This is a genomic window from Ostreiculturibacter nitratireducens (assembly GCF_032670585.1).
Taxonomy (GTDB): domain Bacteria; phylum Pseudomonadota; class Alphaproteobacteria; order Rhodobacterales; family Rhodobacteraceae; genus Ostreiculturibacter; species Ostreiculturibacter nitratireducens.
Genome location: NZ_JAVQHL010000002.1, coordinates 908,466 through 928,414, shown reverse-complemented (window position 1 = coordinate 928,414; position 19,949 = coordinate 908,466). Strand labels below are relative to the sequence as shown.

Annotated in this window: 15 protein-coding genes; 13 read left to right on the top strand and 2 right to left on the bottom strand. The window is 67.5% G+C overall.

Annotated elements, in window-relative coordinates:
* The first annotated feature begins 17 nt into the window (after window positions 1-17).
* Entirely contained in the window at window positions 18-1,049 is a 1,032-nt protein-coding gene (locus ABCN56_RS11835) for an AbrB family transcriptional regulator (RefSeq protein WP_343081487.1), read from the top strand.
* Here the strand turns inward: ABCN56_RS11835 and ABCN56_RS11830 are convergent.
* Entirely contained in the window at window positions 1,046-2,617 is a 1,572-nt protein-coding gene (locus ABCN56_RS11830) for a phospholipase D-like domain-containing protein (RefSeq protein ID WP_343080997.1), read from the bottom strand. The two genes, ABCN56_RS11835 and ABCN56_RS11830, sit on opposite strands and share 4 nt — an antisense overlap.
* Entirely contained in the window at window positions 2,618-6,064 is a 3,447-nt protein-coding gene (dnaE, locus tag ABCN56_RS11825) for a DNA polymerase III subunit alpha (RefSeq protein WP_343080996.1), read from the bottom strand.
* A gap of 217 nt (window positions 6,065-6,281) precedes the next feature.
* On the opposite strand from dnaE, the gene xdhA reads away from it, so the two are divergent.
* The 12 genes from xdhA (at window position 6,282) to ABCN56_RS11765 (ending at window position 19,946) form a co-directional block, all read left to right on the top strand.
* On the top strand, window positions 6,282-7,676 hold the full coding sequence (xdhA, locus tag ABCN56_RS11820) for a xanthine dehydrogenase small subunit (protein ID WP_343080995.1): 1,395 nt from the start codon (window positions 6,282-6,284) through the stop codon (window positions 7,674-7,676).
* A complete protein-coding gene (xdhB, locus tag ABCN56_RS11815; RefSeq protein ID WP_343080994.1) occupies window positions 7,673-9,985 on the top strand; it encodes a xanthine dehydrogenase molybdopterin binding subunit in 2,313 nt (770 codons plus the stop codon). The genes xdhA and xdhB overlap by 4 nt, the downstream gene beginning before the upstream one ends.
* Complete coding sequence (gene xdhC / locus ABCN56_RS11810) at window positions 9,982-10,929, top strand: xanthine dehydrogenase accessory protein XdhC (protein ID WP_343080993.1); 948 nt, start codon at window positions 9,982-9,984, stop codon at window positions 10,927-10,929. The genes xdhB and xdhC overlap by 4 nt, the downstream gene beginning before the upstream one ends.
* Entirely contained in the window at window positions 10,926-12,461 is a 1,536-nt protein-coding gene (locus ABCN56_RS11805; RefSeq protein WP_343080992.1) for an ABC transporter ATP-binding protein, read from the top strand. Before xdhC ends, ABCN56_RS11805 begins: the two co-directional genes overlap by 4 nt.
* Window positions 12,448-13,533 carry an ABC transporter permease gene (locus ABCN56_RS11800; protein WP_343080991.1) on the top strand — a complete coding sequence of 362 codons (1,086 nt, stop codon included), beginning with the start codon at window positions 12,448-12,450 and terminating at the stop codon, window positions 13,531-13,533. The genes ABCN56_RS11805 and ABCN56_RS11800 overlap by 14 nt, the downstream gene beginning before the upstream one ends.
* Window positions 13,530-14,459: an ABC transporter permease gene (locus tag ABCN56_RS11795; RefSeq protein ID WP_343080990.1), complete on the top strand. Its 930-nt coding sequence runs from the start codon at window positions 13,530-13,532 to the stop codon at window positions 14,457-14,459. Before ABCN56_RS11800 ends, ABCN56_RS11795 begins: the two co-directional genes overlap by 4 nt.
* Before the next feature lie 49 nt (window positions 14,460-14,508).
* Entirely contained in the window at window positions 14,509-15,588 is a 1,080-nt protein-coding gene (locus ABCN56_RS11790; protein WP_343080989.1) for a BMP family ABC transporter substrate-binding protein, read from the top strand.
* Window positions 15,589-15,749: 161 nt separating this feature from the next.
* Window positions 15,750-17,036, top strand: a complete 1,287-nt coding sequence (locus ABCN56_RS11785) for an NAD(P)/FAD-dependent oxidoreductase (protein ID WP_343080988.1) — start codon at window positions 15,750-15,752, stop codon at window positions 17,034-17,036.
* Window positions 17,037-17,221: 185 nt separating this feature from the next.
* Entirely contained in the window at window positions 17,222-18,298 is a 1,077-nt protein-coding gene (locus ABCN56_RS11780) for an NAD(P)/FAD-dependent oxidoreductase (RefSeq protein ID WP_343080987.1), read from the top strand.
* The gene (locus ABCN56_RS11775; RefSeq protein ID WP_343080986.1) at window positions 18,298-18,957 is read left to right on the top strand and encodes a DUF938 domain-containing protein; all 660 of its coding nucleotides are present in this window, start codon (window positions 18,298-18,300) and stop codon (window positions 18,955-18,957) included. Before ABCN56_RS11780 ends, ABCN56_RS11775 begins: the two co-directional genes overlap by 1 nt.
* A gap of 69 nt (window positions 18,958-19,026) precedes the next feature.
* Window positions 19,027-19,371, top strand: coding sequence for a carboxymuconolactone decarboxylase family protein (locus tag ABCN56_RS11770; protein ID WP_343080985.1), 345 nt, complete (start codon window positions 19,027-19,029; stop codon window positions 19,369-19,371).
* 92 nt (window positions 19,372-19,463) lie between these two features.
* The gene (locus ABCN56_RS11765) at window positions 19,464-19,946 is read left to right on the top strand and encodes an EF-hand domain-containing protein (protein WP_343080984.1); all 483 of its coding nucleotides are present in this window, start codon (window positions 19,464-19,466) and stop codon (window positions 19,944-19,946) included.
* The last annotated feature ends 3 nt before the right edge of the window (window positions 19,947-19,949 follow it).

Below are 19,949 nucleotides of genomic sequence, written 5' to 3'. Positions count from 1 at the left end.
TTCACCTTCGAACCGTGATGCTGAGCTACGCGCTTGGCGCCGTGGGCGGGTTCGCGGCGAAGGCGCTGCACCTGCCACTGCCGATGCTGCTGGGCTCGCTTCTGGCCGTCGGAACCGCGTCGGTCACCGGGATGAAGCTTGCAGGCCACCTGCCCCAAGTGCCCCAGAAACTGCGGCAGTATTTCATCCCCATCATCGGCGTCGCGATCGGAGGCGCCTTCAGCCCCGATATCCTGAGCGAAGCGAAGCTCTGGTGGCCATCGCTGCTCGCGCTCTGTCTCTTCATCCCGGCCGTCCACTTCGTCGGCTACCGCGCGCTCCGCGCGACTGGGCGGGTGGACCCGATCACCGCCTACTTCGGCACCGCGCCCGGCGGGCTCATCGAAGCGGTGCAGATGGGGGAGGAGATGGGAGCCGATCCACGCATGCTGACGATGCTGCAATTCCTGCGGCTCATCCTCACGATCATCCTGGTGCCGCTCGCATTCACCTGGATCACCGGGCATGCCGTGGGCTCGGCCGGCGGCACGACCATGGGCGCGACGACGGTGCCGCTGACGATCCAGGACGCCCTGATCCTCGCCGCCGCCGCGATCGTCGGGGCCTGGCTGGGCATGAAGTCGAACCTGCCTGCGGGAATGATCACCGGCCCCATCATCCTTTCCGGCGCGGCGCACCTTGCGGGCCTTACGGCGACGGTTCCGCCGGGCTGGCTCATCGCGCTCACCCAGGTCGTGATCGGCACGAGCCTCGGCGTCCGCTTTGCCGGCACGCCGGCCTCGCATTTCGTGACGGGCGTCCGTCTCGCCGTGCTGAACGTCGCGCTCACGATCGGCGCCGCGACCGCCGTGGCCTTCGTACTCGCCCGCCACGTCCACGAACCGCCGGCGGCCGTCTTCCTTGCCTTCGCCCCCGGCGGGCTTGCCGAAATGGCACTCATCGCGCTCTCGCTCCAGATGAGCGTGCTCTATGTCACCGCCCACCACATCGCCCGCATCATCCTCGCCGTGACGGTGGCCCGCCTCTTCGCGAACCGGATCCGGCGCTAGAGCATCCAGTCCACCGGCAGCCAGCCGATCACCGCGACCGCCGCCCGTTCGAGGAACGTCGTCCGGGGTTCCGAGCCGTAGGTGACCTCTCCGCCGTCCGGCAGCGTCTCGATCCATTCCGTCCCGCCGTCCTCGGCGCGTATCACGCGGTAGGCATTGACCCGTACCCGCTCGTCGAAGATCCCGTCGAACTCGGACGCGATCGCCACGCTGTCGATCAGGATCCCCATCTCGCAGTTCAGGAAGAAGGACCGGGGATCGAAGTTGAACGAGCCGACGAAGACCCTCTCGCCGTCGATGGTCAGGACCTTCGCATGGAGGCTCGACGTGGCGGAGGCGAGGACGCCGAAATGGTCTGCATCCTCGCGCGGGACGGTCGTCGACTTCATCTCGTAAAGCTCGACCCCGGCATCGAGCAGCTCGTCGCGGTATTCGACATAGCCGGAATGAACCGGTGGCACGTCGGTCGACTCGAGCGAGTTCGTGAGGATCCGGACGCGGAGCCCCTGCTCCGCGAGGCCGGCGAGCAACGCGGCGCCCCGCCTGCCTGGAATGAAATAGGCGGAGATGAGGTCGAGACCGCGCACCGACCTGCCCATCTCCTCGGACAGTCGCGCCATCAGAATCTCGTCCTTCCCGGCAAGCCCAAGCGCCTTCGCCGGATCATCGCTCAGAAGGCGCGCGGCCACCCAATCGAGCCCGGCCGCTCCGGCCTTGAGACCGGGCACCAGGGTCGAAGCCTCCACGGCGTCGAGAAACACCTCTGCCGCCGGGTCCGATGCAGCCCCTGCGACCGCCTCGCGAAGGCTATCGAGGCCCCCTTCGGATGGCTCGACCAGAAGGTTCACGGGATAGGCGGACGCACTCGCCCAATAGGCATCGAAGTCCGTCGAGACCTCGGCCGCGGCCGGCCCGACCACCAGGACATCGAAATCCGAATAATGCCCCTCGGCCGCGCGGGCGAAGTAGATGTCACCGACATTGCGTCCGCCGACGATCGTGACGGCCCCGTCCACCGTGAAGGCCTTGTTGTGCATCCGCCGGTTCAGCCGGACGACATCGAAAAGGTATCCTGCCGAGCGCAATGTCCTCAGCGTGAAGGGGTTGAACAGCCGCACCTCGAAATTCGGCAGCGCGTCGAGCGCGGCAAGTTCCGCATCAAGCCCCGCGGTTCCCACGTCGTCCAGGAGAAGCCGGACCCGGACCCCCCGCTCCGCCGCCGCGCGAAGTTCGTCGAGCAACAAAAACCCCGTCACATCCCGCTGCCAGATGTAGTACTGCGCGTCGATGGAGGACTCCGCCGCGCGCGCCAGCGTCACGCGGGCCCCGAAAGCGTCGGGCCCGCGACGCAGCGATGCCACGCCGGACAATCCGGGATGCTCGGCCGCCACCAGCGAAATCCCTGCGCCGAGGGCAGTCGATTCCGATGCCGCGATCGCCTGCGACGGGACCCGGCCGTCCAGCGACGGCAAGGGGAAGGAAAGGCGCGCGGCCAAGACACCCAGCGCGGCAATTGCGACGACGAAGGCCAGACGGCGCAGCCAGCGAAGAAGCCGGCGCGGCCGCATCTAGATCTCCTCGACGGTCAGCACCCCGCCCATCGACTTGATCGCGCCCTTGATCTGCGGGTTCACAGGGAAATCCTCACCCACCGAGATATCGATCTCGTCACCCGTCTCCCGGTCGGCGATGCAGAAGACAATCGGCCCCTTCGACCGTGACTTGGCCTCCCCTTTCAGCCGTTCGAGCAGCGAGGCTACGGAGGCGACGGCCGTCGCCTCCGCGATGTGGATGCGCAGCCCCGCGCCACCCGCGTCCATCGCCACGCCGTCGATCGGCTGCGCCGCGCGGGCGAGAAGTTTCAGCGTCTCGCCCTCCATCGTCGCCTCGACGGTCAGGACGACCGCGCTTCCGGGCTCCAGATGCGCCCGCGCCTGCTCCAGCGTGTCGGAGAACACCGTGACCTCGTAGAGCCCCGTCGGGTCCGACAGCGACACGAAGGCGAAACGGTTCCCCCGCGCCGATTTCCGTTCCTGCCGCGCCGAGACGTTGCCCGCGATCTTCGCGACCAGCGGTCCACGCTCCGCCGCCGCCGTGATTTCGGCAAGCGTCATGACGTTCTTGCGCTTGAGCGCCGGCAGGTAGTCGTCGAGCGGATGGCCGGACAGGTAGAAACCGATAGCCTTGTGCTCTTCCCCCAACCGCTCCGTCGGCAGCCAGTCGTCGCGGTTCGGAAGCCGGGGCTCGGGCAGGTCTTCGCCCGCCTCGCCGAAGAGGGACACCTGAGCGGAACCCGCCGCCTCGTGCACCGCGGCCGAATAGGCCACAAGCGCGTCGAGCGAGTCGAACACCCGCGCGCGGTTCCGGTCGAGCACGTCGAAGGCCCCGGCCCGCGCCAGCATTTCCAGGGGCCGTTTGCCCACCCTTTTCAGGTCCACCCGCCGCGCGAAATCGAAGAGCGACACGAAGGGCTTCGCTCCCCTCGCCTCCACAATCATCTTCATCGCCTCGACGCCGACGTTCTTCAGCGCGCCCAGCGCGTAGACGATCCGCCCCTCCGACACCGTGAAGGTCGCGCCCGACCGGTTGACGCAGGGCGCCACCGTCTCGATCCCCAGCCGGTCCACCTCCCGCTTGTAGATCGCGAGCTTGTCGGTGAGATGGATATCGCAGTTCATCACCGCAGCCATGAACTCGACCGGGTGGTTCGCCTTCAGCCAGGCGGTCTGGTAGCTCACCACCGCATAGGCCGCCGCGTGCGACTTGTTGAAGCCGTAGTTCGCGAACTTCTCCAGAAGGTCGAAGACTTCGCCCGCCTTCTCCTTCGAAACGCCGTTCTTCACCGAGCCCTCGATGAACTTCGGCCGCTCCTTCGCCATCTCCTCGGCGATCTTCTTGCCCATGGCGCGCCGCAGAAGGTCGGCGCCCCCCAGGCTGTAGCCCGCCATCTCCTGCGCGATCTGCATCACCTGTTCCTGGTAGACGATGATGCCCTGCGTCTCTTCCAGAATATGGTCGATCGAGGGATGGATCGAGGCGCGATCCTTCAGCCCGTTCTTCACCTCGCAATAGGTCGGGATGTTCTCCATCGGACCCGGACGGTAAAGCGCCACGAGCGCAACGATGTCCTCGATGCAGGTGGGCTTCATGCGCCGCAGCGCGTCCATCATGCCTGAGCTTTCCACCTGGAACACCGCGACGGTGCGTGCCGAGGCGTAGAGTTCGTAGGTCTTCGTATCGTCGAGAGGGATCAGCCCGATATCCACCTCGACGCCGCGCAGCTTCAGAAGGTCGAGCGCGTTCTGGATGACCGTCAGCGTCTTCAGCCCAAGGAAGTCGAATTTCACGAGGCCCGCGGCTTCGACCCATTTCATGTTGAACTGGGTGGCCGGCATGTCCGACCGCGGATCCTGGTAAAGCGGCACCAGCTCGTCCAGCGGCCGGTCGCCGATCACGACGCCCGCAGCGTGGGTGGAGGCGTTGCGCAGAAGCCCCTCGACCTGCCGCGCGTAGGTCAGAAGCCGGTCGACGACCTCCTCCGCCCGCGCCGCCTCGCGCAGACGCGGCTCGTCCGCCAGCGCCTTCTCGATCGAGACGGGCTTCACCCCCTCGACCGGGATCATCTTCGACAGCCGGTCCACCTGCCCGTAGGGCATCTGCAACACGCGGCCCACGTCCCTGACCGCCGCCTTCGACAGAAGCGCGCCGAAGGTGATGATCTGCCCCACGCGGTCACGGCCATAGCGGTCCTGCACGTAGCGTATCACCTCTTCCCGCCGGTCCATGCAGAAGTCGATGTCGAAGTCGGGCATCGAAACCCGTTCCGGGTTCAGGAAGCGTTCGAACAGAAGGGAGTAGCGCAGCGGATCGAGGTCGGTGATCGTCAGCGCATAGGCGACGAGAGAACCTGCGCCCGAACCCCGCCCCGGACCCACCGGAATGTCGTGCGCCTTCGCCCATTTGATGAAATCCGCAACGATCAGGAAGTAGCCGGGGAAGCCCATCTGCTCGATGATCCCCAGCTCGAAATCGAGCCGCTTCTCGTATTCCTCGACCGACGCGGCATGTGGGATGACCGCGAGCCGGGCCTTCAGCCCCTCGCGCGCCTGCCGCCGGAGTTCCTCGACCTCGTCGTCGGCGAAGCGCGGCAGGATCGGCGACCGCTTCTTCGCGGCGAAGGCGCAGCGACGCGCGATCTCGATCGTGTTCTCGAGGGCTTCGGGGAGGTCGGCGAAAAGCGCGGCCATCTCGTCCGCGCTCTTGAAGTAGTGCTGCGGGGTCAGCCGCCGGCGCGGCTCCTGCTGGTCGACATAGGCGCCCTCGGCGATGCAGATCAGCGCGTCATGCGCCTCGTACATGCCGGCCTTCGGGAAGTAGACGTCGTTGGTGGCGACGAGCGGCAGGCCCAGCGCATAGGCCATCTCCACATGCCCGCGCTCGGTTGCCCGCTCGGCCTCGGTCAGCGCCCCGCCCTCGCCCGGATGCCGCTGGAGTTCCACGTAGAGCCTATCCGGAAACGCCGCCGCGAGCCGCTTCACAAGCGCCTCGGCCTTCGCCCCCTGCCCCGACTGAAGCAGCTTCCCGACCGGCCCCTCCGGCCCGCCGGTCAAGCAGATTATGCCGCCGGCATGAGATTCAAGCTCCTCGAGCGTCACCTGGGGCAGTTGGCCGCCCTTGCCGATGTAGAGGCAACTGTTCAGCTTCAGAAGGTTCAGGTAGCCCGACTCGTCCTGCGCCAGAAGAACCACGGGCGCCGGCAGCTTCGGCTTGCCCCCTGGCTCCGCCGCCTCGTATGCAAGATCAACCTGGCAGCCGATGATCGGCTGCACCCCAGCCCCCGAGGCCGTGACCGAAAACTCCAGCGCCGCGAACATGTTGTTCGTGTCCGTGACGGCCACGGCCGGCATGCCGCCCGCCTCCGCGAGCGCGGGCAGTTTCTTCACCGGAACCGCCCCTTCGAGAAGCGAGTATTCGGTATGGACGCGGAGGTGGATGAATCGGGCTGGCCTGGTCATGCGCGGAGCCTACAGAAGCGGCTCCGGCGGGAAAAGGTCACCTGATTAATCGGCAAATCCGAAAACTCCTTCACCGTGTTTTGGAGAAAATTCACTTGCCATGATTATTGGGCGGATGCTCACTGGAACAAATGAGCAAGGGCGCGCGACCTGCTTTACGCCGCATCGGGCGGGCGCGCGAAAGCCTTGGTCGGGGAGAAGGCGGCGGTACGCTCGAATGAACGACATAACGTTTCTTCTGAACGGAGAGACGGTGCGCGTCGGCGGAGAGCCCGCGACACGGACGCTTCTGGACTGGCTGCGCGAGGCGCGCGGCCTGAAAGGCACCAAGGAAGGCTGCAACGAGGGCGACTGCGGCGCCTGCACGGTGATGCTGACGGATGAAGCCGGCACCCGTGCGGTCAATTCCTGCATCCTGTTCCTGCCGCAGCTTCACGGCAAGGCAGTCCGCACGGTCGAGGGCCTATCTGCCCCCGACGGCGCGCTGCATCCCGTCCAGCAGGCACTGATCGACCACCACGGCTCGCAATGCGGCTTCTGCACCCCGGGCTTCGCCGTCTCGATGGCCGCGGCACACCTGAATGGCCGCACGGACCATGACGACGTCCTCGCCGGCAACCTCTGCCGCTGCACCGGCTACGCGCCGATCGTCCGTGCCGCCGAGGCCGCCCATGCCGCCCCCGTCCCGGACTGGATCCGCGACGATCCCCGTTTCTTCTGGCCGGAAATATCCTCGGGGGCCCGGGGGAAGTCGGCCCCCGCCTGCCTTCCGGAGACCGCCGACGAACTCGCCGCCTGGTATGTCGACCACCCCGGGGCGACGCTGATCGCCGGGGCGACCGACGTCGGCCTATGGGTGACGAAGGCGCTCCGCGACCTGCCCGAGGTCGCCTTCCTTCACGGCTGCGCCGACCTGAAGCGGATCGATGAGACGGCCGTGGGCTTTCGCGTCGGCGCGGGCGTCACCATCGCCGCGCTCCGCGCCGCGATGGAAGGCCCGCACCCCGCCTTCGCCGAACTTCTCCGCCGCTTTGCCTCAGAACAGGTCCGCGCCGCCGCGACGATCGGCGGCAACATCGCGAACGGCTCGCCCATCGGCGACGCGCCGCCTGCGCTCATCGCGATGGGCGCGACGCTCCACCTCCGGCGCGGGGAGGGGCGTCGGGATATCCCGCTCGAGTCCTTCTTCATCGACTACGGCAAGCAGGACCGCCGCGCCGGCGAGTTCATCGAGGCGGTGACAATCCCCGCAACGGCCCCGGCGCTCGCGTGCTACAAGCTCTCTAAGCGCTTCGACCAGGACATCTCCGCCGTTTGCGGCTGCTTCAACGTCACCGTCGAAGAGGGTGCCGTGACCAGCGCGCGCATCGCTTTCGGCGGCATGGCCGGTGTTCCCAAGCGCGCCTCCGCCGTGGAGGAAGCGCTTGCCGGCAAGCCCTGGACACTCGCCACCGTCGAGGCTGCGTTCCCCGCCTTCGCGGAGGACTACGCGCCGATTTCGGACATGCGCGCCTCCGCCGAGTACCGGCTGGAAACCGCGCGGAACATGGCGCTGCGCTACCTGCATGAAAGCCAGGGCGCGCGGGTTTCGGTGCTGGAGGTCTCCCCATGACGATCTCCAGACCGCTCCCCCACGATTCCGCCCGCCTCCACGTCACCGGGGAGGCGCGCTACATCGACGACATACCGAGCCCAGCCGGAACGCTTCACCTCGCCTTCGGCCTGTCGTCCGTCGCGCATGGCCGCATCGCCGCAATGGACCTCTCGGCGGCCCGCGCGGCGCCGGGCGTCATCGCCGTGCTGACGGCAGAGGACCTTCCCTTCGCCAACGATGTTTCCTCCTCCGCCCATGACGAGCCGCTGCTTGCACAGGGGACGGTTCACCACGTGGGCCAGCCCGTCTTCCTCGTCGTGGCCGAGACACATCTCGCGGCGCGAAAGGCGGCGCGTCTGGGGAGGATCGAATATGAGGAACTGCCCGCGATCCTGACATTGGATGACGCGATCGCCGCCGGGTCCCGGTTCGAGAGCGGGCCGGTCGTCTGGGAAAAGGGCGCTGCCGCCGCGGCCATAGAAGGCGCGGAGCGGGTGATCGAAGGGACGCTCGAAACCGGCGCACAGGAGCACTTCTACCTCGAGGGGCAGGCCGCGCTGGCCCTTCCGGCCGAGGACGGGATGGTGGTCATGGCCTCCTCCCAGCATCCGACCGAGATCCAGCACAAGGTGGGCGAGGCGCTTGGCCTGCCAATGCACTCGGTGCGCGTCGAGACGCGCCGGATGGGCGGCGGTTTCGGCGGAAAGGAAAGCCAGGGGAACGCGCTCGCGGTCGCCTGCGCGGTGGCGGCGCGCGCCACGGGCCGCGCCTGCAAGATGCGCTATGACCGTGACGACGACATGACGATCACGGGCAAGCGCCACGATTTCCGGATCGAATACCGCGCGGGCGTGGACCGCGAGGGCCGCGTCCTGGGGATCGAGTTCCGCCACCTCGTCCGCTGCGGCTGGGCGCAGGACCTGTCGCTGCCCGTCGCCGACCGGGCGATGCTGCACGCGGACAACGCCTACGACCTGCCGAACATCCGGATCGAGAGCCACCGGCTCAGGACCAACACCCAGTCCGCCACCGCCTTCCGCGGCTTCGGCGGGCCGCAGGGGATGATCGGGATCGAGCGGGTGATGGATCACGTCGCGCACGCGCTGAAGCTCGACCCGGTCGAGGTGCGGCGGCGGAACTTCTATCCGGAAGCGAAGGCACCCGCGACATCCGATAGGAAAGACGCGGGCGTTGCGACGACGCCCTACCACATGCCCGTCGAGGATTTCATCCTGCGCGGCCTCATCGCCGATCTGGAGAAGCGATCGGATTTCGCTGCGCGCAGGCGCGCGGTGGCGGAGTGGAATGCCGCGAACGACATCCTCAAGAAGGGGATCGCGCTGTCCCCGGTGAAGTTCGGGATCAGCTTCACGCTCACGCATCTCAACCAGGCGGGCGCGCTGGTCCACGTCTACCAGGACGGTTCGATACATCTGAACCACGGCGGCACCGAGATGGGCCAGGGCCTGAACCAGAAGGTCGCGCAGGTGGCGGCCGCGGCCTTCGGGGTGGATATGGGGTCGGTCAGGATCACCGCGACCGATACCGGCAAGGTGCCGAACACCTCGGCCACCGCGGCCTCGTCGGGCTCGGACATGAACGGGATGGCGGTGAAGGCCGCCTGCGACACGATCCGGGACCGGATCGCCGTCTTCCTCGCCGAACGCTATCAGACCGAGCCGCGGCGTGTGCATTTCGCCGGCGGCAAGGTCTTTGCGGGTGATGACGAGATGACCTTCGCCGAGGCGGCGATGCGGGCCTACCAGGGCCGCGTGAGCCTCTCGGCAACCGGCTTCTACGCCACACCGAAGATCAACTGGGACCGGCTGCAGGGGCGCGGGCGCCCGTTCTATTACTTCGCCTATGGTGCCGCAGTGACGGAAGTGGTGGTCGATACGCTGACGGGCGAGAACCGGATCCTGCGCGCGGACATCCTGCACGACGTCGGTCAAAGCCTGAACCCCGCGATCGACGTAGGCCAGATCGAGGGCGGCTACGTCCAGGGCGCGGGCTGGCTCACGATGGAGGAGATCGTCTGGGACGACAAGGGCCGGCTCCGGACCTACGCGCCGTCGACCTACAAGATCCCCGCCTGTTCCGACCGGCCGCGCGTCTTCAACGTCGCGCTCTGGGACGGCGAGAACCGGGAGGAGACGATCTACCGCTCCAAGGCCGTGGGAGAGCCGCCCTTCATGCTGGGCATCTCCGCCTTTCTCGCGCTGTCGGACGCCTGTGCTGCCTGCGGGCCGCACTACCCCGCACTCGACGCGCCCGCGACGCCGGAGCGGGTTCTGGGCGCGATCAGGCGCGCAAGGGGGACCCCGTGAGCTTTGACCGCGAAGCCCTCGCCCGCGCCGTCGCGGCGCATGGAAGCGTCGTCCGCATCGTCGTCGCGGGCGCCTCTGGCTCGACCCCGCGCGAGACTGGCGCGTCGATGCTCGTCTGGGAAAGCGGGCAGGACGGCACGATCGGCGGTGGGACGCTGGAATGGGAGGCGACAGACCGGGCGCGGCGCATGCTCGCCGAAGGCGCGGCGCCCCGCGTGGTGAAGGTTCCGCTCGGCCCCGCGCTCGGCCAGTGCTGCGGCGGTGCGGTGACGATTGTCCTCGAACGCTTCGACCGAACGGCGCTGGCCGCCCTTCCCGACGCCCCCGTCATCGCACGGCCGGTCGGCGACCCGGCGGAGATGCCGCTATCAGTGCGGCGCCTGGTCCAGCGCGCCCGCGAGGGGCTCGCGCCAAGCCCGCAACTTGTCGAAGGCTGGATGGTGGAGCCTGCGTCGGCCCCTTCCCGCACGCTCTGGATCTGGGGCGCGGGCCATGTCGGGCGCGCGCTCGTCTCGGTCCTCGCGCGGCTCCCGGACTTCGCGATCACCTGGGTCGACACCTCGGCCGACCGCTTCCCTCCCGTTATCCCCGAGAGGGTCGAGCAGATCGTTGCAGCCGAACCCGGACGCCTCGTCGCCCATGCGCCAAGGGATGCCGAACACCTGGTGCTGACCTTCTCGCATGCGCTCGACCTCGACCTTTGCCACAGGCTCCTCACGCACGGCTTCGCGCGCCTTGGGCTTATCGGTTCGGCGACGAAATGGGCGCGGTTCCGGTCGCGGCTTGCCACCCTCGGCCACGGCGCCGCCGACATCGGGCGCATCGACTGCCCGATCGGCGATCCCTCCCTCGGCAAGCACCCGCAGGCCATTGCCGTGGGCGTGGCCGCCGCGCTACTCAAGGCACAAGGCGCCGCCAGAACGAAAAAGGAGCGCGCGGGATGACGGGGGACGTACTTCTGGCCATCGAGGGCCTCACCAAGGCCTATCCGGGGGTCGTGGCTAATGACGGCGTTTCCTTTTCCGTCGCCAAGGGCGAGGTTCATGCGCTTCTGGGGGAAAACGGCGCGGGCAAGTCCACGCTCGTCAAGACGATCTACGGGCTCGTCCGACCGGACGACGGGAAGATGCGCTTCGACGGCAAGGATTACGCCCCGCCCGAGCCCCGCGCGGCCCGTTCCGCCGGGGTCGCGATGGTGTTCCAGCATTTCAGCCTGTTCGAGGCGCTGACCGTCGCCGAGAACGTCGCGCTCGGCATGGAAAGCCCACCCCCGCAACGCACCCTGTCCGCACGGATCCGGGAGGTGAGCGAGGAATACGGCCTGCCGCTCGACCCGATGCGGATGGTTGGCGACCTTTCCGCGGGCGAGCGTCAGAGGGTGGAGATCATCCGCTGCCTCCTGCAGGACCCGAAGCTTCTCATCATGGACGAGCCGACGAGCGTCCTGACCCCGCAGGAGGTCGAGATCCTCTTCGACACGCTCCGGCAACTGGCCGAGGAAGGCACCTCGATCCTCTACATCTCGCACAAGCTCGAGGAGATCCGCGCGCTCTGCGACGGCGCCACTATCCTCCGGCACGGCAAGGTCGTGGGAAGTTGCGATCCGCGCGCGAAGACCGCGCGGGAACTGGCCGAGATGATGGTGGGGGCGACCCTTCAGAGCCCGAAGAAGGAAGCGGGCGAGCCGGGCAAGACGGTCCTCGAGGTCCGGGGCCTGTCGCTCACGCCCGCGAACCCCTTCGGCACAGTGCTGAAGAACGTTGGCATGACGCTCCGCGCGGGCGAGGTTCTCGGTATCGGTGGCGTCGCAGGGAACGGGCAGGACGAGCTTCTCGCGGCGCTGTCGGGCGAAGCGCTCTCTCCGCCGGGGGCGATCACGCTCAGGGGTGAGGAAATCGGCAACCTCGGACCGAACGCGCGCCGCGCGCGCGGACTTCTCTGCGCGCCGGAGGAACGGCTCGGCCATGCGGCCGCCCCGGACATGAACCTGACCGAGAACGCCGCGCTGACCGGCAGCATCCGCCGTGGCCTGCTGCGCCATGGCTTCGTCGACTGGCAGGGCGCGCGGCGCTTCGCCGAGGCCATCATTTCGGGCTTCGACGTGCGCACGCCGGGACCCGATGTCGCCGCGCGGGCGCTTTCGGGGGGCAACCTCCAGAAGTTCGTGATCGGGCGCGAGGTGCTGCAGCGTCCTGAGGTGCTCGTCGTCAACCAGCCCACCTGGGGCGTCGACGCGGCGGCCGCAGCCGCGATCCGGCAGGCGCTGCTCGATCTCGCCGCGAAGGGCGCGGCGGTGATCGTCATCAGCCAGGACCTCGACGAGCTGATGGAGGTCGCCGACAGCTTTGCCGCGCTGAACGAGGGGCGGCTGTCCGCTCCACGCCCGACCGACGGGCTGACGCTGGACGAGATCGGCCTGATGCTCGGCGGCGCGCACGACATGCATTTGGCGGAGGTCCACCATGCTGAGGCTTGAGCGTCGCCCTTCCGCCTCGCGGTTCTGGTCGACCGCCACGCCCCTTCTGGCGGTCCTCGCCACCATGATCGCCGGTGGCGTGCTGTTCGCGCTGCTCGGCAAGGATCCGTTCGTCGCCATCCGCACGATCTTCTGGGACCCCCTGTTCGGCCAGTTCGCGAGCTATTCGCGCCCGCAGCTTCTGGTGAAGGCCGGTCCGCTCATCGTCATCGCCGTGGGCCTATCGCTCGGCTTCCGCGCCGGGATATGGAACATCGGCGCGGAGGGGCAATACATCATCGGCGCGGTTTGCGGCGCGGGCGCGGGCCTCGCCTTCTACCCGTCGGAAAGCCCGCTGATCTTCCCCCTGATGATCCTCGCCGGCGCCCTTGGCGGCTGGGCCTGGGCAATGATCCCGGCGATCCTCAAGGTGAGGTTCAACACCTCGGAAATCCTCGTTTCCCTGATGCTCGTCTATGTCGCCGGGCATATCCTCTCCGCGGCGTCTTTCGGGCTGCTGAAGAACCCGGAGGGCATGGGCTTTCCGGGAAGCCGTAACTTCCAGCAGTTCCCCGCCGCCCACAACGCCGAGATCTTCGCCGGGACGGGGATGCACTGGGGCACGGTCACGGCCTTCCTCGCGGTGATCGGCGGCTACGTGCTCCTGTCGCGGCATATCTTCGGCTTCCAGGTCCGCGTCGCGGGCCAGGCGCCGAGGGCCGCGCGCTTCGCGGGCGTCAGCCCCGGACGGCTCACCGCGATCTGCCTCGGGATCTCGGGCGCGCTCGCAGGCCTCGCCGGTCTCTTCGAGGTTTCGGGCCCGGCGGGCCAGATCTCGACCGACTTCGCGTCGGGCTACGGCTTCACGGCGATCATCGTGGCCTTCCTCGGGCGGCTTCACCCGGTCGGAATCCTTCTCGCCGGGCTTCTCATGGCGCTGACCTACATCGGCGGCGAGCTTGCCCAGCTCACGCTCAACCTGCCTTCGGCGGCGATCCAGGCATTCCAGGGGATGCTCCTCTTCTTCCTCCTTGCCTTCGACGTCTTCGCGAATTTCCGGCTGCGCTTCGGCCGGGTGGAGGTCGCACGATGATCGGCTCGATCGACCCTGTCCTTCTCATCGCCTCGCTGATGGTCGCCTCCACGCCGATCCTCCTCGCCGCGATCGGCGAGATGATCGTCGAGAAGGCCGGCGTCCTGAACCTCGGGGTCGAGGGCATGATGATCGTCGGCGCGATCACGGGCTTCATAGCGGCGGTGGAAAGCGGCTCGCCGCTTGTGGGCTTCGCGGCCGCGGCCTGTGGCGGGGCGTTGATGGCTCTTCTGTTCGGTATCCTGACGCAGATCCTCCTGTCGAACCAGGTCGCCACGGGCCTCGCGCTGACGCTCTTCGGGCTCGGGCTCTCCTCGCTGATGGGGCAGGGCTACAATGGGATCCGCCCGCCCGCGACGGCGGCGCTCGATCTCGGTCCGGTGTCGGACCTGCCCGTTCTCGGAAAGATCCTCTTCAGCCACGACTGGCTGGTCTACGGCTCGCTCGCGCTCGTCGCCGCCACCTGGGCCTTCCTGAAATACAGCCGCGCGGGGCTGATCCTGCGCGCTGTCGGGGAAAGCCACGACGCGGCCCACGCGCTCGGCTACAAGGTGATCCGCATCCGGCTCATGGCGCTTCTCTTCGGCGGGGCCTGCGCGGGACTCGGCGGCGCCTATCTGAGCCTGATCCGCGTCCCTCAATGGACGGAAGGAATGACCGCCGGGGCGGGCTGGATCGCTCTCGCCATCGTCGTCTTCGCCTCCTGGAAGGCGGAACGCGTGCTTCTTGGCGCCTATCTCTTCGGCGGCGTGACCGTTCTTCAGCTGAACCTGCAGGCGGCAGGCGTCGCAATCCCCGTGCAGTACTTGTCGATGGCGCCCTATCTGATAACCATCCTCGTACTCGTGATAATTTCCGCCGACCGAAGCCGCGCCGCGCTCAACGCACCAGCCTCTCTCGGACAGAATTTCCACGCCTCGCGCTGAGGCAAAAGCTGCCACAGGGGCAACGACCCCGACCAACAAGGAGACTTCGATGAACCGCAGAACCCTTCTCGCCGCCACCGCGCTGGCGCTCGCGCTGCCGGGCGCCGCTCTTGCCCAGGACAAGGTCAAGGCGTGCTTCGTGTATGTCGGCCCGATCGGCGACGGGGGCTGGACCTACCAGCACGACCAGGGCCGTCTCGCCGTCGAAGCCGCCTATGGCGACAAGGTGGAAACCGCCTACCAGGAAAACGTCCCCGAAGGCGCCGATGCCGAGCGGGTGATGACCCAGATGGCGCTTTCGGGCTGCAACATCATCTTCACGACCTCCTTCGGCTACATGGACCCGACGAACGCCGTGGCCGGCAAGTTCCCCGAGGTGAAGTTCGAACACGCCACCGGCTTCAAGCGCGAACATCCGAACGTCTCGACCTACAACTCCCGCTTCTACGAGGGCCGCGCGGTGATCGGGACGATCGCGGGGCGGATGACGAAGACCAACAAGATCGGCTACATCGCCTCCTTTCCGATCCCCGAGGTCATCCAGGGGATCAACTCCTACTACCTCCACGCAAAGAAGGTGAACCCGGACGTCCAGCTGACGGTGGTCTGGGCCTATACCTGGTTCGACCCCGCGAAGGAGGCCGACGCAGCCAAGGCCATGATCGAACAGGGCGTGGACGTCATCGCCTCCCACACCGACTCGACGGCACCTTTGGCCGAAGCCGCCAAGACCAACGGCGCGGTCATCGGCTTCGGTCAGGCCTCCGACATGGCCGAATACAAGCCCAGCCCCCGCGTCTCCGCGATCGTCGACAACTGGGCCCCCTACTACGTGAAGCGCGTGGGCGCGCTCCTCGACGGCACCTATGAGCAGGTGGACGCCTGGGAAGGTATCGCGGGCGGCGAGGTCGAGATCGGCGAGATCACCGAGGCCGTCCCGGCCGAGGTCAAGGCCGAGGCCGAGGCGATCCGCGACGCGATCGCGGCAGGCACCTACCACCCGTTCACGGGCCCGATCAACAAGCAGGACGGCTCGCCGTGGCTTGCCGAGGGCGAGACCGCGCCGGACGGCGACCTGCTCGGCATGAACTTCTATGTCGAGGGCATCGAGGGCGAGATCCCGCAGTAAGCCGCCGGGATCCCGTCTGGAAAGCAGGAAAGGCCCGCCGCTGGCGGGCCTTTTCATGTCGCTTTCGCCGGAAAGTTGACCTGAATCATACCGGGCAGTCAAATTCCAAGGAAAGAATGTGAGCGGCGGACAGGCCGCTCGCAGACGGGAGGAGATTTCCGATGGCACATATCGTGGTTCTCGGCGCCGGACTTGGCGGCGCCATCATGGCCTACGAACTGAAGGATCAGCTTCGGCCAGAAGACAAGCTGACGGTCGTCACCAAGGACCCGCAGTATCACTTCGTTCCGTCGAACCCCTGGGTGGCCGTGGGCTGGCGCAGCCGGCGTGACATCACCGTGGACCTTGCCCAGACCTTCGCCAAGAAGGGCATCGGGTTCCGCCCCGTCGCGGCCGAGAAGGTTCACCCCGAACAGAACAAGATCGAACTCGTGGACGGAAGCTCGGTCGATTACGACTTCCTCGTGATCGCCACTGGGCCCGAACTTGCATTCGACGAGATCGAGGGCCTCGGCCCAAATGGCGGCTTCACCCAGTCGATCTGCCACGTCGACCATGCCGAGGCCGCCTACACGAGATTCGAAGACTTCTGCAAGAACCCGGGTCCGATCATCGTCGGCGCGGTGCAGGGCGCGTCCTGCTTCGGTCCGGCCTACGAATTCACCTTCATCCTCGAAACCGAACTGCGCCGGCGCAAGATCCGCGACAAGGTGCCGATGACCTTCGTCACCGCCGAGCCCTACATCGGGCATCTCGGCCTCGACGGGGTTGGCGACACCAAGGGCCTGCTCGAAGCCGAAATGCGCGACCACCACATCAAGTGGATGACCTCGACCAAGGTGAAGAAGGTCGAGGAAGGCAAGATGTTCGTCGAGGAGATCGCCGACGACGGGTCGGTCAAGGCGGAAAAGGAACTGCCCTTCGGATTCGCGATGATGCTTCCCGCCTTCCGCGGCATCAAGGCTGTCTCGGGGATCGAGGGGCTGTCGAACCCGCGCGGCTTCACCATCGTGGATCAGCATCAGCGGAACCCGAAGTATCCTAACATCTTCGCCGTCGGCGTCTGCATCGCGATCCCGCCGATGGGGCCGACCCCTGTGCCCTGCGGCGTGCCGAAGACCGGCTTCATGATCGAGAGCATGGTCACCGCCACCGCGCTCAACATCGGCCAGATCCTGCGCGGGCAGGAACCCGACAACGTCGGCACCTGGAACGCTGTCTGCCTCGCAGATTTCGGCGACTCCGGCGTCGCCTTCGTGGCCCAACCCCAGATCCCGCCGCGCAACGTCAACTGGGCGTCGCACGGCAAGTGGGTGCACAAGGCCAAGATCGGGTTCGAGAAATACTTCCTCGGGAAGATGCGGAAGGGCAAGAGCGAGACCTTCTACGAAAAGGCCATGCTCGACCTTCTCGGCATCGCCAAGCTCAAGGAAGTGACGAAGGGCTGAGCTTCGGCCCCGGCAAGCTGAACGGCCCGCGCAATTCTCCGCGCGGGCCGGTTTTTTTCGGCTCCCGGAAACGGCGGGTATGCCCCCGGGTGCGGGGCGCAGCATACCCACCCCGAAAGACGAACTGTGCCCTTGCCGACGCGCGCTTTGCGGCTAGTCTGCCCACGATTGCGCGAGGGAGAACCATGGACGATTTCCTGATCATCGGCGGCGGCATCGCCGGCGTCTCTGCCGCGGCGCGGCTGTCGCACCTCGGCCGGGTGACTCTCCTCGAGGCCGAGGACCACCTTGCCCACCACGCCTCGGGCCGCTCCGCCGCGCTGTTCGAGCCGAACTACGGCCTGCCGCCCGTGGTGGCGCTCAGCCTCGCCAGCGACGACCATCACCGCCGCGCGAATGGCGGCGTTCTTTCGCCGCGCGGCCTGATGATCGTCGCGACACAGTTGCTGCGCGATGCATTCGAGCACGAAGCGGCGGTGATGAATCTCGCGCGCATCAGCCCTGCCGAAGCCCGCGCCATGGTGCCGATTCTACGCGCTGACGCCCTGGAGCACGCGGCCTACGCCGAACACGCATGGGATCTCGACACCGACAAGCTGATCCAGGATTTCCAGCGCGAGGCCAAGGCGAACGGGGCAAAGGTTCTGACCGGAGCCCGCGTGACGGCGATCCGCCGCACATCCGCCGGGTGGGAGGCCGATACCGCGACGTGCACTCACTCAGCGCGCATCATCGTCAACGCGGCCGGCGCCTGGGTGGACGAGGTGGCGAGGATGGCCGGCGTCGCACCCTTGGGCTTCACTCCGTATCGCCGTTCGATGGCGCGGATCCCGGCGCCCGGTGGCCATGACATCCGCGCCTGGCCGATGATCTTCGGCGCGGGTGAAACATGGTATGCCAAGCCCGACGCCGGCGCGTTGATCGTCTCGCCCGCCGAGGAACACCTCATGGACCCGCACGACGCCTGGGCCGACGACATGGTGCTTGCCGAGGGCCTCGCCCGCTACGAGGAAATGGTCACCGAACCCGTCACGCGCCTCCTCGCCTCGTGGGCGGGCCTGCGAACCTTTGCGCCAGACCGTGTGCTCGTGATCGGCCACGACCCCGTTGAACCCGCCTTCTTCTGGCTCGCGGGCCAAGGCGGCTACGGCTTCCAAACCGCACCCGCCGCAAGCCGCCTCGCGGCCGACCTGATCGGGGGAGGCGCGCCGGAACTCGACGCCACGACGGTCGCCGCGCTGTCACCGGCCCGCTTCGGCTGATGGCGCCCCGCCACCTTTCCCTTCCGGATTCCGCCGCGCTTGCCGCAGGCGCCGATGCCCGCCTTTGCGCCCCTTCGGCTGAACGAAACGCCGAACCGATCCTCGCAGAGCTTGCCCGCCGCGCCCCCGCGCGTGGTCGCGTCCTCGAAATCGCCTCCGGCACCGGGCAGCATGCCGCGTGTTTCGCCGCGGCGCTTCCCGGCCTTGAATGGCAGCCTTCGGACGCAAATCCCGCTGCCCTTGCCAGCATCTCTGCGTGGGTGGAGGCAGCCAGCCTGCCCAACCTCCGTCCTCCGATCCTGCTGGACGCGGCCGAGCCCGGCTGGGGCCGGCGTCACGCGGGCTTCGACCTGATCCTGGCGGTGAACCTCCTCCACCTGATCTCCGGGGCGGAAGCCCGCCACGTCCTCGAAGGCATCGGCGCGGCCCTTGTTCCCGGCGGCCTTGCGATGATCTACGGCCCCTTCCGGCGCGACGGCGCGCTGACGAGCGAGGGGGACCGCCGCTTCGACGCGGCCCTCCGCGCCCAGGACCCCGAGATCGGCTACAAGGACACCGCCGAAGTCGCCCGCTGGGCTTCCGATGCTGGCCTCGCGCCCGAAGACCGCGTCGAGATGCCCGCCAACAACCTCGTCCTCGCCTTCCGCCGCCCGGTTTGACCCCGATCAAGGCGGCGGCGGGGCCCTCGTGCGAAGCCTGCGCAAACCCACGCAAAAGGACCGGTTTCAATGAGTTACACCGACCAGATCGCCGACATGCGGAACGAACTCCGCGGCCTCTACAAGGCCGTTCCCGGCGCGACCAGCGGCTTCGCCACTCTCTCGAAGGCGGTGAAGGAGGAAGGCGTCATCGGCCTCAAGGAAAAGGAATACGTGGCTGTGGGCATCGCGGTGGCGCAACAGTGCACGCCCTGCATCAACTTCCATATCGACGCTCTGATGAAGGCCGGCGCGACGCGGGAGGAGCTTTGCGACGTCCTCGCCATGTCGATCCAGATGGGCGGGGGGCCGGCGCTGATGTACGCCGCCCACGCGCTGGCCTGCTGGGACGAGCTCGCCGAGAAGGCGGGTTGAGCCCACTTGCGACATTCTGACCCGCCCCGCGACGGAAATGCGGGGCGGCCGCGTTCTACACATGCAGTTGCATGAATGTGAAAGGACGCAAGATGAAACGCACCCTCCCCCTCGCCGCCGCGCTTGCCCTCGTCGCCGGTATCGCCACCGCCAACACGCGCGGCGCCGAATTCATCCAGCAATGGGATGCCGACGGTGACGGCCGGGTCACGCTCGTCGAGGCCGAAGAACGCCGTGCGTCGATCTTCGAGATGTTCGACCAGGACGGCGACGGAATCTTCTCGGCAGCGGAATTCGCGCTTATCGACGAACACCGGGCGCTTGAGGCCGAGGCGGGACATGGTCCCGGCAACGGAAAGGGCCACCACGCCATGGGCGGGGGCCGGGGTCACGGTCGCGGAATGCAAGGGGGCGCCGACTTCGCACAACCCGCCGCCGAGGGCATGAAGCGCTTCGACGCGGACGGTGACGGCGTGATCGTACGGGCTGAATTCTTGGCTGGAACGGCCGATTGGTTCGCAATGCGCGACCGGAACGGCGATGGGGTCATAACCGCAGCCGATTTCGGCCGCTGACTT